Raw genomic sequence first — 14,574 nt, 5'->3', positions numbered from 1 at the left:
CCGGCGGTAACCGACGGATCCTGCGCGCACGCGGCCAACAGCAACAGCAGCCCCGGTGCGAGTAAACGGCGATACATTGGTACTTTCCTCAAGTTTTATTGGCGCCGCAATTCTTCGAGCTATCCCATCCCCGCGAGCGTTTACCCGGTTGCGCGCGGCGCAGCGGATACAATCCGCGCACGCCGACACGCTGCCAAGGCTCTCTCAGGTTCTCTCTTCGAATCGTTCCGTCACTGCTTCATTGCTGCCGCTCTGCGCTGATCCGACTGTGCCGGCATCGATCTCCAAACATGACGCAGCAAACAATAGTGACGTGGTGAGCAATAATAATGGAGAAAAATGGCATGTCAAGGGCATTCGCGTGTTTGAAGTTTGCGTAGCGCGTCAGCTTTGATATGCTCTTCCTCGCCAAAACCCCTGGAGACCCCATCGAGATGTCCACCACCGAGCAGGCCAACGTCGATCTCATCACCGCCAACAAGGTGCGCGATCTCCTGAACCGGAACGGCATTCCGCCGCGAAGTCACAACACGACGATCGCGAACGTGCTCGGTCTGAGCTTCTCGGTCGTCACGCGCAAGATGAAAGGCCTGATCCCGTGGAACCTGTCGCAGTTGCAGGACATCGCGACGCACTTCGGCGTGCCGCCCGCGATCCTGCTCGACGACAAGGGCACGCAGCCGGCCGCGGCGGAGATGATCGACGCGACGTTCGTGATCGAATCGAAACGCTTGCGCTGCCGCGCAGCGATCTCGACGAAGGCCACCAGCCAGATCGAAACGGATTTCGTCGCGCTGCAATGGCAGGGCGAATGGATCGTCACCGAACGCGAGCATGCGCGCGAGGGCCGCACGTATCCGGTCGACGTGATCGAGCTGCGCTCGGCGCAGCCGAACGTGTATGCGGCGCGGATCGCCGTGGTCGACGATTCGCACGATGTCGCCGAAACGGTCTGCGAATATTTCATCGAGAAAGGCGTGAACGCGATTCCGTACTTCGACGGCGCGAGCTTCCGCAAGGCGCTGGAAGTCGAGGATTTCGACGGCTACATCCTCGACTGGATGCTCGGCGACCAGACGGCCGCCGAACTCGTGCGCAGCATCCGCTCGAGCGAGAACAGCGGCGCGCCGATCTTCCTGCTGACCGGCAAGATCTCGACCGGCGAAGCGAGCGAGGACGAGATCGCGCACATCGTGTCGCACTACAACGCGCGCTGCGAAGAAAAGCCGGTGCGCCTGCCGATCCTGTTCGCGGAAGTCGCCCGCGAACTGAAACTCACGCTGCCGGCCGCGGCGGCCACGAACTGAGAACCGGAAACCGACGCCGGGACGACAACCGGCAACACCAACCATCAGACCGAGGGGAAAGACATGCGCATTTCTACCATCTGGACCAAAAGCCTGCTGACGGCCTGCCTGCTCGGGATGGCCGCCGCGGCATGGGCCGCTTCGTCGTTCACGTTCACCGTCGACGGCAAGATCAGCAAGAGCAACCAGCAGGGGAAGACGGCCTACGTCTTTTCCGAGCAGGCGCTGATGGCGCTGCCGCAGCATACGATCGTCACGTCGACGAGCTGGACGCCGAAGGCGACCTTCACCGGACCGCGCCTGTCCGACGTGCTGAAGACGGTCGGCGCGCAAGGCACGCAGATCGAATTCCGCTGCATCGACGAATACACGTTCACGATTCCCGTCTCCGACGCCGACAAGTACGGCGTGATCCTCGCGCGGACGATGAACGGCAAGGTGCTCGGCAACGACAACTACGGCCCGCTGTGGATCATGTATCCGCGCGACCAGTATCCCGACGAGCTGAAAACGCCGCTCGGCGAAGCCAAGTTCGCATGGCAGATCATCGGTCTGACCGTGAAGTGAAATGACGCGGCGGCGATGGAAAAATAGAAAAATCATCCTGGTCCTCGGCTCGCTGTGGATCATGGGATTCGCCGCGTGGGCGTTCCTGCTGTGGGATCTCCTCGCCACCTCGGTCAACGAGGGCGTGCTCGAGGGGCCGCGCGAAGGCGTGTTCTGGACCGCCGCGCAGTACCGCAACGTCTACACGCGCTTCGACCGGCAATTGATCCTGTACGCGACGCACGAGGACGAAGACTTCGATCACGTACAGGTGCAGCTCGACAGCCTGTCGGTGTCGTTCGGATTCCTGCAGCGGCCGTCCGAAGTGTCCGAATACTGGCTGCGCATTCCGCGCGCGCGCAACGAGATCGACGCGCTCGGCGAATTCATGACGCGCCTGAAGCGCGAGGTGCCGCCGTTGCGCGACGCGCCGACGCAGGCGCGGCAGGTAATCGACGAAGTCAATGCGTACTGGCCGAAGGTCAACGGCCTCGCGAACTATTTCCGCGCGATCGAAATGGCGCAGCGCGATTTCACGTTCCATCAATTGAAGGACAAGCAGCGCGCGATCCTGATCCTCGGCATCGTGCTCGGCGTGATTCTCTGCGCGTTGTTCCTGCTGCTGCTCTATACGATGCGCACGCGCGACGAGCTGCTCGAACGGCAACACGCGGCGCTCGACGCGGAACGCAAGGCGTCCGACCGCGCGTTCGAGATGATCGAGGCGAAGAACGCGTTCCTCGGAATGGTCAGCCACGAGCTGCGCACGCCGCTGCAGGCGATCTGCGGATCGATCGAGATCCTGCTCGCGCGAGCGCAGTCCGACGCGAACCTGAAGACGATCCGGCGGCTACAGAATTCGGCGCTGTCGCTGGAAGCGCTCGTCAAGGACCTCACCGACTACATCAAGCTGCGCTCGACGAAGCGCATCGCCGAACTGGATACCGTCGGCGTCGCGCCGCTGCTTGCCGAAGTGCTCGAACCGCTGCGCGAGAAGATCGTGGCGAAACGGATCTCGGTCACGCAGCTCGTCGAGCCGCCCGGCCTCGCGATCCGCTCCGATCGCAAGCTGCTGCGGCAGGTGCTGTCGAACCTGATCGAGAACTCGGTCAAGTACACGGTCGGCGGCTCGATCACGGTGGCGATCACGCTCGCCGATGCGCCGGCCGGCCAGCAGGTGAGCATCGCCGTACGCGACACCGGCGCCGGCATCGCGAAGCAGCATCTGTCGAAAATCTTCGAGCCGTTCTATCGCGCGAACGACGCGGTCGGACTGCACGTCGACGGGATCGGCATGGGGCTCGCGGTCGTGCGCGAAATCGTGACGACGCTGCGCGGGCATGTGGACGTGCGCAGCGTGGTCGGCGAAGGCAGCGAGTTCGTCGTGACGCTGCCCGTCGAAGTACCCGGCGTCGATACGGGCGCGGGCGGCAGCGCGGCCGACATGCCCGCGCTGCCGCCGGTGCTGGCGCACCTCGGGCGGCGCGCGCTGGTGGTCGACGACAACGACAACGCGCGCGAAACGCTCGGCGCGATGCTGTCGGCGCTCGGCATCGAGGCCGATCTGTGCGGCACCGGACAGGAAGGTGTCGCGCGCTTCGGAACGGGCCGCTACGACCTCGTCGTGCTCGATCTCGAACTGCCGGACCTGAGCGGATTCGACGTGGCGCGGCGCATTCGCGCGGTGGCGGAACCCGACGACGACGGCCGGCATCCGGCTATCCTCGGCGTCAGCGCGTATGAATCGGCAGCGCTGCGCGAAAACCAGCGGGTGTTCGACGCGTTCCTGCCGAAGCCGGTTCACCTGCGCGAACTCGGCGCGCTCGTCGAGAAGCTGCTCGCCTGAGCCGCGCCAACGCGGCATCGCGCGTTCGCCGCTTTGCCCCGCTACGCGCCTACTCGCCGATCAGATGCAGCACGACGTCGCGCCGGTGCGCCGCGCGCCGATGTTCGAACAGATAGATCCCCTGCCACGTGCCGAGCACCATGCGCCCGTGCTCGACCGGAATCGACAGTTGCACTTGCGTGAGCGCCGTGCGCAGATGCGCGGGCATGTCGTCGGCGCCTTCGGTGTCGTGCTCGTATCGCGTGTCGTCCTCGGGCGCGAGCGTCGCGAAATAGCGTTCGATATCGCGCTGCACCGACGGATCCGCGTTCTCCTGGATCAGCAGCGACGCCGACGTGTGGCGACAGAACACGGTGAGCAGGCCGGTGCGGATCGCCTGCTGGTCGACGAATGCTCGTACCTGCGGCGTGATTTCGACGAGGCCGCTGCCGCGCGTATCGACGCCGACATGCGTGATGGCCTGTTGCATTGCCATGACCTCAGCCCAGCGCGGCGAAGCCTTCGGCTTCGATCTGCTTCGCGTCGGCGGGGCGCACGACCCGCGCGACTTCGACCCCGTCGCGCAGGAATACCAGCGTCGGCCACAGCTTCACGCCGAACGAGCGGCCGAGCGGACGGCCGGGGCCGTCCTCGATCTTCAGGTGCCGCACGGCAGGATGCTCGGAGAACGACGCCGTGATCGCGGGCTGCGCGCCTGCGCAGATTCCGCACCAGTTCGCGCCGAATTCGATGACGGTTGCGCCGCTCAGTGCGTCGACTTCCGCGCGGGTCGGCGCGTTGGCGGTATAGCGTTGCTCGGTGTCCATCGGGCCCTCGTGTGCGTTGGCGGAACGTGACTGCACGCGCCAGCCTGATGCGTGCAGCCTTCGATTTCCTACTGTAGCGGAAAAGCCCGCGCACTGCCGGCCGGTCCGGGCGGGCGCCACCGCGCCTTTGCGTACCTTTCGGAATGACACGACAAGATTCGGAGCGCCGCGCCGTCGCGACGGGATCAGCATGTGAACCGATCCCGTCAGCGAAGGACTCAACCATGAATGCGCCGCATTGCGTCACCGAACCAAACATTCTCTACTTCGGCACGCCCATCGTGCTGGTCAGCACGCTGAACGAAAACGGCACGGCCAATCTCGCACCGATCTCGTCCGCGTTCTGGCTCGGCTGGCGCGGCGTGATCGGAATCGCCGCCAGCTCGCAGACCACCCGCAACCTGTTACGCACCGGCGAATGCGTGCTGAACCTGCCATCGTCGGCGCAGGCGGACGCGGTCGACCGTATCGCGCGCACGACGGGCACGTACCCGGTGCCCGATGGCAAGCGCGCGAAGGGGTACGTATTCGAACCCGACAAGTTCGGCACGGCTGGGCTGGCCGAAACGGCATCGCAAACCGTCGCGCCGCCGCGCGCGCTCGAATGTCCTGTGCATCTGGAGGCGGTCGTCGCGGCCACGCACGGGATCGGCGACGACATGCCCGACTTGCGCGGCCGCATCCGCGTGTTCGAGCTGCGCATCCAGCGCGTGCACGTGCATCCCGGCCTGCTGATGGACGGTCATCCGGACCGCATCGATCCGGACAAGTGGTCGCCGCTGATCATGAGCTTCCAGAAGTTCTATGGGCTGGCGCCGCGACAGGTGCATGCGTCGCGGCTCGCCGAGATTCCCGAACTCGCGTATCGCAGCCCCGACATCGAGCGCTCGCGCGACGCGGGCATGCTGACCGGTACTGGGCGGTAATGAAGCGCGCGCGAATTCCGGTGAATCCGACACGCCGCCCTGCTTCCGCACACGTGGCCGATACCGCTGCGCCGGCCCAGCACCCTTTCACACGGCCGACCCGATGCATCGCCGTGCTGATCGCGCAGATCGACACAGCGATCGTAATCTCGCGATCGAACCGATGGCACGCGTTCGGCGCCCGCGTCGGCGCGCTGCGACTTGGCGCGGCACCGCCCTACGCGCGCCGCCCTCCCGCACCGCTTCCGCATGGATGACATGACCCACCTGAAGCACTCGATTCGACGCGTACGGGCAGCGCACCGACACATCATGGATCGGAAACCGGCCAGCGCATGCAACGCCGGCTCTGGGCATCGGTTCAGCTGTAGCTGGCCACTGCGGCCGACGCCCTTGACATCCTGCGCCTTGTAGCTCGGGCGCCGGCAGGTATGCGCCGCTGCGGCCGAATCTGCCGGGAAGGCGGGCGCGGTGGACCTGGCCGACTTGCCGGTCAGCTACTCAACGAAGCGCAGGCCAAGGCGCTGTTCACCCGCGTTGGCATCATGTCCGTCCGCGAGCGCGTCGTCCGGACTACAACGCGATGGGTGTCACGCTCGGCCGGCATCCGCTCGCGCTGTTGCGCGTTCGCCCGACACGGTGCCGACGACCGCGACAGAGTTTTGCTAGCCGACTCTACACACCGGCTCGCCGGCATACACGTCAATGCTGGCGGCCATCTTTGCGTCTACGGCGCTGACGTGATGATGGCTCGACTACGGACGTCGATAAACGAGGTGAGTCCAAGCGGATTTTTAACGCCTATGCCGTGAGCCGGGCGCATACGTGGAACAAGCTTGTCATCGAACAAAACATCAGACAAATCAATAGCCTTGCAGCTACGCAACACTTGTTGACCTTCCTTTCCTTTCAAATGATAATGCGTCGCGTTACGGAATTACGAACTATTACATACGACAGGGTGGACGATGAGACGAGTATTGCAACCGGCACGACGCGCCGTTCTGGCCGCCGCCGCGTGCCAGCCGATCCTGGTGGGTGCGGTCTTCGCAAAGGAAAGCGCGCCGGCGCCGGCAAGCCCGGCCGCCGACGTGCTGCCGGCCGTGTCCGTGAGCGCGAGTTCGATTCGCGATCCGGGAGAAGGCTACAACCCGTCCAGCGCAGTCAGCGCGACCAGGATCGATGCGCCGCTGCGCGATATCCCGCAGACGGTCAACGTGGTCACGGCCGAAGTGATGCGCGATCAGCATGCAAACTCGTTGCAGGACGTCCTGAAGAACGTAGCCGGGGTTGGCTTCTCGACCGGCGACGGTCAGCGCGACCAGGTGACCATTCGTGGCTTCTCCGCGATCGCCGACCAGTTCGTCGATGGCATTCGCGACGATGCACTGTATTTCCGCGATCTCTCGAACGTCGATCGGGTTGAGGTCGTCAAGGGCCCCGCCGCCGTTCTTTATGGCCGAGGTTCTTCAGGTGGACTAATTAATCGTGTGACGAAAAAGCCCGGAGTCGACGTCACCAATCTTGGCATCAGCTACGGTTCGTGGGCCGATCGCCGAGTCGAAGCCGATGTCGGACGGGTGCTCGCAAACGGCGCGGCCGCCTTCCGGATAACCGGCGCGCACGAAGAGGCCAAGAGCTATCGCTCGCAGCAGTTTCTGAATCGCACGGCGGTCGCACCGTCGTTCGAATTTCGCATCGCGCCCAAGACGACCGTGTTGCTGCAAGCCGACTACCTCGAAGATCGCCGTGTGACGGACTTCGGCATCCCGGCCTACAAGGGACGACCGGTCGACGTGCCGGCATCCGCCTATTACGGTGCGGCGAATGCCGGCGAGGTGGACTATACGCGGTCGCGTGTCTACTCGAGCACCGCCACGATCAAGCACGAGTTCAACGAGCAGTGGTCGATCCGCAACGCCACTCGCTACTACCACTATTCGCTCGACCGGAACAACACGCTCGTCGGCAGCGTCAACGAAGCGAACCGGACTTTTACGCTGAATCACGGCAACGTCTATCGTGAGGAACACGGCTGGTTCAACCAGACCGATCTCACGCAAAAGGCCACGCTGTTCGGCATGAAGCACGAGTTGCTGTACGGGATGGAATTCGGCCAGCAGAACAAGGATCTCGTCAATTATTCCGCTCCCGTCACCGGCGCGAACGGAAAGCCGATGAACTTCGACCTGTTCACGCCGGCCCTGCCGACGCTGCCGCTCCACACGTCGGCCACGCCGGCCGCCAACAACCTCGGCATCTTCAAGACGCTGGGGTTCTACACGCAGGACTTGATCAGCTTCAACGATCAGTGGAAGGCGCTGCTCGGCATCCGCTACGATCGCTTCGAGCAGGAAACGATCGACCGACGTCCCAAGCAGCCGGGGCTGTCGCGTACGGACACGGCATGGAGCCCACGCCTGGGCCTGGTTTGGCAGCCGACCACGACGCAGTCGTATTACGTGTCGTGGAGCCGCTCCTTCCAGCCTTCCGGCGAGACGTTTTCGCTGGCGGCCAACAATGCGGAACTCGCTCCGGAAACCACGACCAACACCGAGATCGGCGCGAAGTACGACTGGCTTGGCGGCAAGGCCACCACGACGATATCCATATTCCGGCTGGATCGCAGCAACATCAAGGTCGCCAATGCGACCAGCACGGCACTGATTCCGATCGGTGAGCAGCGGACCGACGGTATGGAACTCAGCGGGGCCGCGGAACTCGGCCACGGCTGGCGCGTTTTGGCAGGCTATGCGTACCTGGATGCGACCGTCACCAAGTCGACCGCGGCGTTGCAGGACAAACGCGCAACGCTCACTCCGCGCCACTCCGGCAACCTGTGGCTGACCAAGAATCTCGGCAGCGGCTTCGGCGTCGGCGGCGGCCTGAACTTCGTCGGCGCGCGCATGGCCGATCCGCAGAACACTGTGACCTTGCCGGGCTACGTGACGGCCGACATGATGGCCTGGTACGCGCACGGGCCGATCTCGCTCCAGTTAAACCTCTACAATCTGTTCAACAAGGGCTATATCGTTTCGGCACACGGCTCGAGCCCCAACCTCAACATGCCGGGGGCGCCGCGCAGCGTCATGGCAACGTTGCGGTACGAGATGTAGAACCCGAACGTGCCCAACGGGGAATGATGGTGCGGCTGGGCGCGACATCCGATCGCGAGCAAGCTCGTCGACCGAAACGAGCGCCTCGGGGGCGCTGCCTGCAACGTCGAGGGCGTTTTGTTGACGCGCTCTACACGCCGGCTCGCCACCGCGGCGGCCGAGCCAGCTCAGCCGGGACGCATGCGATCAAGCTCCTCGACGGAAATTGAAACGACTTCGAGGAGGTGCCGGACAATGTCCTCGGCGGACATTCCGGCTTCGCCATATTCGCGAACGTCCATATGGCGGGGTTGATACGAGCCATGCTCTCCGTTCACGATGTAAATCGTAGCTTCCGCGTCACCCGGCGTAAAAACGACTTGAATCGTCGTATTGCTCACGATCGCTTGCATGCTTATTGTGCCCATCGTGTCCTCCGGTCGTGCCTCGGGTACGTAGTATGCTTCATCGTCCAGAAGATTATTTCGCGGATTGGGCTTGGCATTCGCAATGCGCTGCGAGCTCGGTGACGCCGAAGAGTGCACCGTAGCTGATCAGATAACATACGGTCGGTCACCTCGACCTATGATCAAACCCCCAACCGACCGAGTGCTTCAAGTGATTCGACCGACCCCAGTATTCAAGGACAACCTCGCGCGACTGCCGGCCATCGACGGCATCGCGCACATCGATCTCGTCGGCGCGAACGGCGACGTGGTCGCGACCATCGAGAACCAGCCGGGCAAGCAGGGCTCGCTCGCGGTGTACCACTATCTGAAGCAGGCATTCGGCTCCCTCGACGCGAAAGCGGCCGAACACGGCCTCGCGGTGTTCGCCGAGCATACGGCCGACGCGCGCAATCGTCCGGGCGCGCACCCGAACGTCGATCGGCTGCTGGCGATCGTCGGCGGCGGCGAAGCGCTGCGCATCGACATCGTCGCGAAAGGCTGAGCTACGCAGCGATCCGGCACGCCGCCGCTTCTTGCTGCGGGGCGCGCCGGACCGCTGCGCGCCCGGCTGTGCCACACGAAAGCAGCCCCACCGTGCCCGAGGCCGAGCGACACCGAGGCCCGACCGCATCACACCGGAATCGCCCGACTTCGGCCCTTCACCGGTCAGCAGTTCAACCGGCACACGATCCCGATGCCGTCACCCGGCGTTGCCGGGAATTCGCGCGATCCCCCTTCCGAAACCGGCCCGTCTCCGAGTCTCGACGCAGGCCCCACTAGGCGAGCGAACGTGATCGCCGGCGGGATCTCGCGCCGCACTTAATCCGTGCGCAGAGGATCCGCGTTCCGGGCAGCACGCCGCCAGTGCCGCCCCCTTTGTCGCGTCGAGCGCTGACGAACCTCTCCAATGCCGCGCCGAAGCAGGCCGGACACCGCATTCGCGGCATTTCGCGCGTGCTGGCATACATATTGCCAACAACGACCCTGACGCCGCGACGCGGCGCCTCGCGATGTTCCGACCGATCCCGCCGGTGTCCGACCGGCAATTCGCAGAGGTCTTCACCATGACGCGTTTGCGCACCTCCCTGCAGAGCGGCAACTGGCGCTCGCTGCTCGCGTGCTTCCTGTATTTCGATACCGGCTTCACGGTCTGGGTGCTGTACGGCCCGCTCGCGCCGTTCATTGGCAAGGACATCGCGATGTCCGCCGCACAACAGGGCTTTCTCGTCGCGGTGCCGGTGCTCGCGGCGGCCATCCTGCGTGTGACGCTCGGCAACCTGTACCAGTCCGCAAACGGGCGCAGCATCGCGCTGATGGGCGTCGTGCTGTCGGCGCTGCCGTCCGTCGTGTTGCCGTGCGTGCCCGGCACGCCGTCGTATGCGCTGCTGCTCGTCCTCGGCGTGTTCCTCGGCATGGGCGGCGCCAGTTTCGCGGTGGCGCTGCCGATGGCGGGCAGCAGCTATCCGCCGAAGGTGCAGGGGCTCGTGCTCGGCCTCGCCGCGGCGGGCAACATCGGCGCGGTCCTCGACGGCTTCATGTTTCCGCACATCGCGGCGGCAGTCGGCTGGAAGCTGTCGACGGCCGCCGCACTGCCGCTGCTCGCGATCGCGGGCGTCGCGATCGTCACCTGGGCCGACGACCGCGGCGGGAAGTCCGGCAGCGTGCCACGCGCGCTCGGCGCATTCGCGATCACGCTCGTCGGCCTCGTCGCGCTCGTGCTGGCCGTGCACGGCGGGCTGTTCGGCGTCGGCAAGACCGGCGTCCTGCTGTTGCCGGTGATGGGCGCGCTGCTCGCGATCGCGATCCTGCCCGCCCGCTATCGCGCGGTGCTCGCCGAGCGCGACACGTGGGTCATCATGCTGATCTACAGCATCACGTTCGGCGGCTTCGTCGGCATGTCGTCGTATGTCACGCTGCTGCTGACGTCGCTGTACCAGATGCCGAAGATCAACGCCGGCCTGTTCATGTCGCTGCTCGCGTTCCTCGGCGCGATCGTGCGGCCGCTCGGCGGCTTCATCGCGGACCGCGTCAGCGGCGTGCGCGCGCTGATCGTGCTGCTCACCGCGATCGCCGTCGCCGATTTCGCGTTCGCAGCGCATGCGCCGCGCTCGTGTTGCTGCGCACGCAATGGCTCGCGTGGGCGATGCCCGCCGATGCGCGCGCGGCCGGCGTACCGGCCGTGCCGGCGCCCGGCATGACGCACGTCGCCGAGTGAGAGCCGCGGCCGGCGCGATCGCGAAGCCATACCGCGCCGGCCGTCTCTCGCGTCACGGTTGACTGCCCGCGACGGCGTTCCTAAACTGATCTCCCTTTCACGCCTCGTCGGCGAAAGGGTTTCCCGTGATCGATCTCTCCACGCTCGTGCTGTTCTCCGGCGCGTGTCTCGCGCTGACCGCCACACCCGGCCCCGACATGCTGCTGATCGCGTCCCGCAGCGTGAGCCAGGGCCGCCGCGCCGGCTTCGCGACGCTCGCGGGCATTCAGGCCGGCACCTACTGCCATGCGCTCGCGGCGGCGCTCGGGCTGTCGCAGCTCTTCGTCGCGGTGCCGCTCGCGTATGACGTCGTGCGCTTCGCGGGCGCTGCGTATCTGCTGTATCTCGCGTGGAAAACGTTCCGTTCGGATGCAACCACGCTGTCGCCCATCGCGTCGCAACGTCGCCGTTCGACCGCGGTGATCTTCCGCCAAGGGCTGACGACCAACCTGCTGAACCCGAAGATGGCGCTGTTCGTCCTCGCGCTGTTTCCGCAGTTCGTGCGGCCCGATCACGGCTCGATCGCCGTGCAGATTCTCGTGCTTGCGACCGTGCTCAACCTGATCGGGATCGTCGTGAACGGCGCGGTGATTCTCTCCGCGAGCCGGCTGAGCCGGCGGATCGGCGCGCGCCGCCGGCCATCGAAGGTGCCGCAATATCTGCTCGGCACGGTGTTCGTCGGTCTCGCCGCGCGGCTCGCGGTGGCGGGGCGCCACTGACGCAGGCAGCAGAGAGGTGATGACGCGGGCATATCAGCCGCCACCGTGCGCCGCCACTGCTTCACGTGCGCGGACGCGCAGGCACCGAAGCCTTCAGCGCGTCGCGCCCAGCGCCACGCGCAGCCGTTCCATCAGTTGCGTGTAATGGCGCAGCACGTCGTCCCTGGGCATGACATTCGCGGTCGAGAAACGCTCGGACCACGCCGGCTTCCATTCATACGAACCGTGCACACTGCGGTCGCCGTCGGGCGCGTGGATCAGCGAGCGGATCCGCGCGTCGCGGCCAGGCCCCGTATGCATCTCGAACAGCGCATGGATGAACGTGTGATACGCGTCGTATACATCGTCGTCGAACAGGTAGCGGTAGATGTGGAACGTGCGGTCGAGGTCGCGCTTCGCGCGGATCACGTCGTCCGGCGAGATGTCCTTCCAGTAGCCGATCCACGTATAGAAGCACAGCAGCGCATTGAGCTGCGGCGCGACCGTGTCGTACAGCGCGAGCCGCTTCTCGATCAGCCGCTGGTTGGTCCACTGTACGAGTTCGAGCCGCTTCAGCCGGCGCGCGACGAGCCAGCCGAGACACGCGACCGACAACGGTGTCAGCACGCCAAGCACGAGCTTGACGATTTCCAGCGAATTCCACGGCGTATTGAATGGCTGCATGTAAGGCTCGACAGGAAGAAACGCATTCGCTCCGACGTATGACCGGCGCGCCGCGCCGTTTGGCCGATCGCGTCGGCATTGACCGTTAGTTGCTTGCACATCGAACAACGCGCGGCCACACGAACAATCCGTGCGACGCGACTCACCCCATCAGTTTATCCGGCGATTGTCACCGCGCGATGACCGCGCTTCGACGCGCCGCCGCGTGGTCGCATAGAGTCAGGTCGGGAGCGCCGACGTGAGCTTGACCTTCTGCATCGGAATGTCGGTCTTCACGCTGAGCACGCCTGGAATGCGCGTCAGGTATTCCATCTGGAAACGCCGGTAATCGTCAATGTCGGCCGCGACGACGCGCAGCAGGAAATCGCAGTCGCCTGCCATCAGGTGGCATTCGACGACTTCCGGCATCTGCTGGACGGCCTCGGCGAAACGGTTCACCGATTCCGCGTCCTGTCCCTTCAGCCATACGCGCGTGAAGATCGTCAGCCCCTTGCCGACCTTCGCCGGGTTCAACACGGCCACGTATTTCTCGATCACGCCGGCTTCCTCGAGAAGCCGCACGCGCCGCAGGCACGGCGACGGCGACAACCCGACCTCGTGCGCCAGCTCCACGTTCTGCATGCGGCCGTCGCGCTGCAGCGCGCTCAGGATCCGGCGGTCGATGGCATCCAGTTTCATTTGGCATCCGATTCCAAAAAAATCATGTATCAAGCGTTCGATGCCAAATTCTGCGAAATATCTGGCGACAACGCAATCCGATTCGAGTCAAAAAAGCAGACAATCCCTCCCCCGAAGGAGGAGTGATGAGCAGTAGCGTTTCAACGTCGTCCGGGCTTCGCGACAAGCCCGCGTATCTTGCCGAGATGGGTCGCGGGTTGCGCGCGGCGCTGCCCGTCATGCTGGGTTTCGTGCCGTTCGCGCTCGTGCTGGGCGCACAGGCGGCGCAAAAGGGGCTGAGCCTGTTCGAGGTGCCGATGATGACGGGCCTGAACTTCGGCGGCGGCTCCGAATTCGCGGCGATCCATCTGTGGACATCGCCGCCGCACATCGCGCTGATCGTCGCGATGTCGTTCCTCGTCAATTCGCGCCACATCCTGATGGGCGCCGCGTTCGAGCCGTATATCCGGCGCCTGCCGCGCCGCCGTGCGTTCCTCGCGCTGTTCTTCATGTGCGACGAGAGCTGGGCGATGTCGCTCGCCGACGCGCGCTCGCGCTCGGCCGCGCACATCAGCGTCCCTTACTACGCGGGCGTGTGCTCGGGGCTCTACCTGACGTGGATCTCGATGACCACGCTCGGCGCGGCGGTCGGCCCGACGATCGGCAACGTCGAACAATACGGCTTCGACATGGCGTTCACGGCCGTGTTTCTGGTGCTGCTGCGCGGCATGTGGAAAGGCGTGCGCGCGAGCCGCCCATGGTTCGTGAGCCTCGTCGTCGCGGCGGCCACCCATCTCGCGCTGCCCGGCGCGTGGTATGTCGCCGCCGGCGCATGCGCGGGGCTGATCGCCGCGCTGCTGTGGGAGCCGCGCGATGCCTGAGCTTCCGGATTTCAGCACGGTCGCGACGATCGTGCTGATGGCGTCGACCACCTACCTGTCGCGCATCCTCGGCTACGTGCTGCTGCGCAACCGCACGCTGAGCCCGCGGATGGCGTCGGTCATGGAGAACGTGCCGGGCTGCGTGCTGATCTCGGTGATCGCGCCGGCCTTCGTGTCGACGCGCCCGGCCGATCTGCTCGCGCTCGCGATCACGCTCGTCGCGGCGACGCGCCTGTCGATCCTGCCGACCGTTATCGTCGGCGTCGTGTCGGCCGGCCTGCTGCGCCATCTGCTCGGCTGAGCGGGTCCGGCCGCCACACCGGCAACACACGCGATGCGCCCGTTTCACGTCCGCGCCGACCGGCGCCACGGGCGCGACACGACGATCCGCGCGCCGGAGTGCTAGCCTTGTGGCTTGCGCCATG

Annotated in this window: 14 protein-coding genes and 2 pseudogenes; 10 read left to right on the top strand and 6 right to left on the bottom strand. The window is 65.2% G+C overall.

Annotation, left to right across the window (positions count from 1 at the left end; genetic code table 11):
* Positions 1 to 77 (bottom strand): annotated as a pseudogene (locus tag WS89_RS33945) (sel1 repeat family protein); the annotation flags it as partial.
* Positions 78 to 434: 357 nt separating this feature from the next.
* Here WS89_RS33945 and WS89_RS22595 point away from each other — a divergent pair.
* The 3 genes from WS89_RS22595 (at position 435) to atsR (ending at position 3,699) form a co-directional block, all read left to right on the top strand.
* Complete coding sequence (locus tag WS89_RS22595; protein WP_059793620.1) at positions 435 to 1,307, top strand: response regulator; 873 nt, start codon at positions 435 to 437, stop codon at positions 1,305 to 1,307.
* A gap of 63 nt (positions 1,308 to 1,370) precedes the next feature.
* Positions 1,371 to 1,874: a molybdopterin-dependent oxidoreductase gene (locus WS89_RS22590; RefSeq protein WP_059500122.1), complete on the top strand. Its 504-nt coding sequence runs from the start codon at positions 1,371 to 1,373 to the stop codon at positions 1,872 to 1,874.
* A gap of 1 nt (position 1,875) precedes the next feature.
* Positions 1,876 to 3,699 carry a hybrid sensor histidine kinase/response regulator AtsR gene (gene atsR, locus WS89_RS22585; protein ID WP_059793618.1) on the top strand — a complete coding sequence of 608 codons (1,824 nt, stop codon included), beginning with the start codon at positions 1,876 to 1,878 and terminating at the stop codon, positions 3,697 to 3,699.
* 49 nt (positions 3,700 to 3,748) lie between these two features.
* Here the strand turns inward: atsR and WS89_RS22580 are convergent, their stop codons facing one another.
* Together WS89_RS22580 and WS89_RS22575 are read right to left on the bottom strand one after the other, a co-directional pair.
* A complete protein-coding gene (locus tag WS89_RS22580) occupies positions 3,749 to 4,168 on the bottom strand; it encodes a secondary thiamine-phosphate synthase enzyme YjbQ (protein ID WP_059793622.1) in 420 nt (139 codons plus the stop codon).
* Positions 4,169 to 4,178: 10 nt separating this feature from the next.
* Positions 4,179 to 4,505 carry a thioredoxin family protein gene (locus WS89_RS22575; RefSeq protein ID WP_059793617.1) on the bottom strand — a complete coding sequence of 109 codons (327 nt, stop codon included), beginning with the start codon at positions 4,503 to 4,505 and terminating at the stop codon, positions 4,179 to 4,181.
* A gap of 224 nt (positions 4,506 to 4,729) precedes the next feature.
* Here WS89_RS22575 and WS89_RS22570 point away from each other — a divergent pair, with 224 nt between their 5' ends.
* Entirely contained in the window at positions 4,730 to 5,431 is a 702-nt protein-coding gene (locus WS89_RS22570; RefSeq protein ID WP_059793615.1) for a flavin reductase family protein, read from the top strand.
* Between the two features lie 968 nt (positions 5,432 to 6,399).
* Complete coding sequence (locus WS89_RS22565; RefSeq protein ID WP_059793613.1) at positions 6,400 to 8,547, top strand: TonB-dependent receptor; 2,148 nt, start codon at positions 6,400 to 6,402, stop codon at positions 8,545 to 8,547.
* Positions 8,548 to 8,714: 167 nt separating this feature from the next.
* On the opposite strand, the gene WS89_RS22560 is transcribed toward WS89_RS22565, so the two are convergent.
* Positions 8,715 to 8,939, bottom strand: a complete 225-nt coding sequence (locus WS89_RS22560; protein ID WP_257127418.1) for a hypothetical protein — start codon at positions 8,937 to 8,939, stop codon at positions 8,715 to 8,717.
* Positions 8,940 to 9,144: 205 nt separating this feature from the next.
* Between WS89_RS22560 and WS89_RS22555 the strand changes: the two genes are divergently transcribed.
* From WS89_RS22555 to WS89_RS22545, 3 genes and pseudogenes are all read left to right on the top strand, one after another.
* Complete coding sequence (locus WS89_RS22555; protein WP_059793609.1) at positions 9,145 to 9,477, top strand: DUF2322 family protein; 333 nt, start codon at positions 9,145 to 9,147, stop codon at positions 9,475 to 9,477.
* 562 nt (positions 9,478 to 10,039) lie between these two features.
* A pseudogene (locus WS89_RS22550) lies at positions 10,040 to 11,080 on the top strand (MFS transporter); the annotation flags it as partial.
* 235 nt (positions 11,081 to 11,315) lie between these two features.
* Positions 11,316 to 11,948, top strand: coding sequence for a LysE family translocator (locus tag WS89_RS22545; protein WP_059500127.1), 633 nt, complete (start codon positions 11,316 to 11,318; stop codon positions 11,946 to 11,948).
* Positions 11,949 to 12,041: 93 nt separating this feature from the next.
* On the opposite strand, the gene WS89_RS22540 is transcribed toward WS89_RS22545, so the two are convergent.
* Together WS89_RS22540 and WS89_RS22535 are read right to left on the bottom strand one after the other, a co-directional pair.
* Positions 12,042 to 12,611: a hypothetical protein gene (locus tag WS89_RS22540; protein WP_059793607.1), complete on the bottom strand. Its 570-nt coding sequence runs from the start codon at positions 12,609 to 12,611 to the stop codon at positions 12,042 to 12,044.
* 219 nt (positions 12,612 to 12,830) lie between these two features.
* On the bottom strand, positions 12,831 to 13,289 hold the full coding sequence (locus WS89_RS22535; RefSeq protein ID WP_006486309.1) for an Lrp/AsnC family transcriptional regulator: 459 nt from the start codon (positions 13,287 to 13,289) through the stop codon (positions 12,831 to 12,833).
* Positions 13,290 to 13,414: 125 nt separating this feature from the next.
* Between WS89_RS22535 and WS89_RS22530 the strand changes: the two genes are divergently transcribed.
* Both WS89_RS22530 and WS89_RS22525 read left to right on the top strand, forming a co-directional pair.
* Positions 13,415 to 14,149, top strand: coding sequence for an AzlC family ABC transporter permease (locus WS89_RS22530; RefSeq protein ID WP_059500129.1), 735 nt, complete (start codon positions 13,415 to 13,417; stop codon positions 14,147 to 14,149).
* Positions 14,142 to 14,450 carry an AzlD family protein gene (locus tag WS89_RS22525; protein WP_059500130.1) on the top strand — a complete coding sequence of 103 codons (309 nt, stop codon included), beginning with the start codon at positions 14,142 to 14,144 and terminating at the stop codon, positions 14,448 to 14,450. Before WS89_RS22530 ends, WS89_RS22525 begins: the two co-directional genes overlap by 8 nt.
* Positions 14,451 to 14,574 lie beyond the last annotated feature (124 nt).

Source organism: Burkholderia sp. MSMB1072 (assembly GCF_001524725.1).
Classification (GTDB): Bacteria; Pseudomonadota; Gammaproteobacteria; order Burkholderiales; family Burkholderiaceae; genus Burkholderia.
The sequence above is the reverse complement of the archived record's forward strand: the minus strand, read 5'-3'. Positions and strand labels throughout refer to the sequence as shown.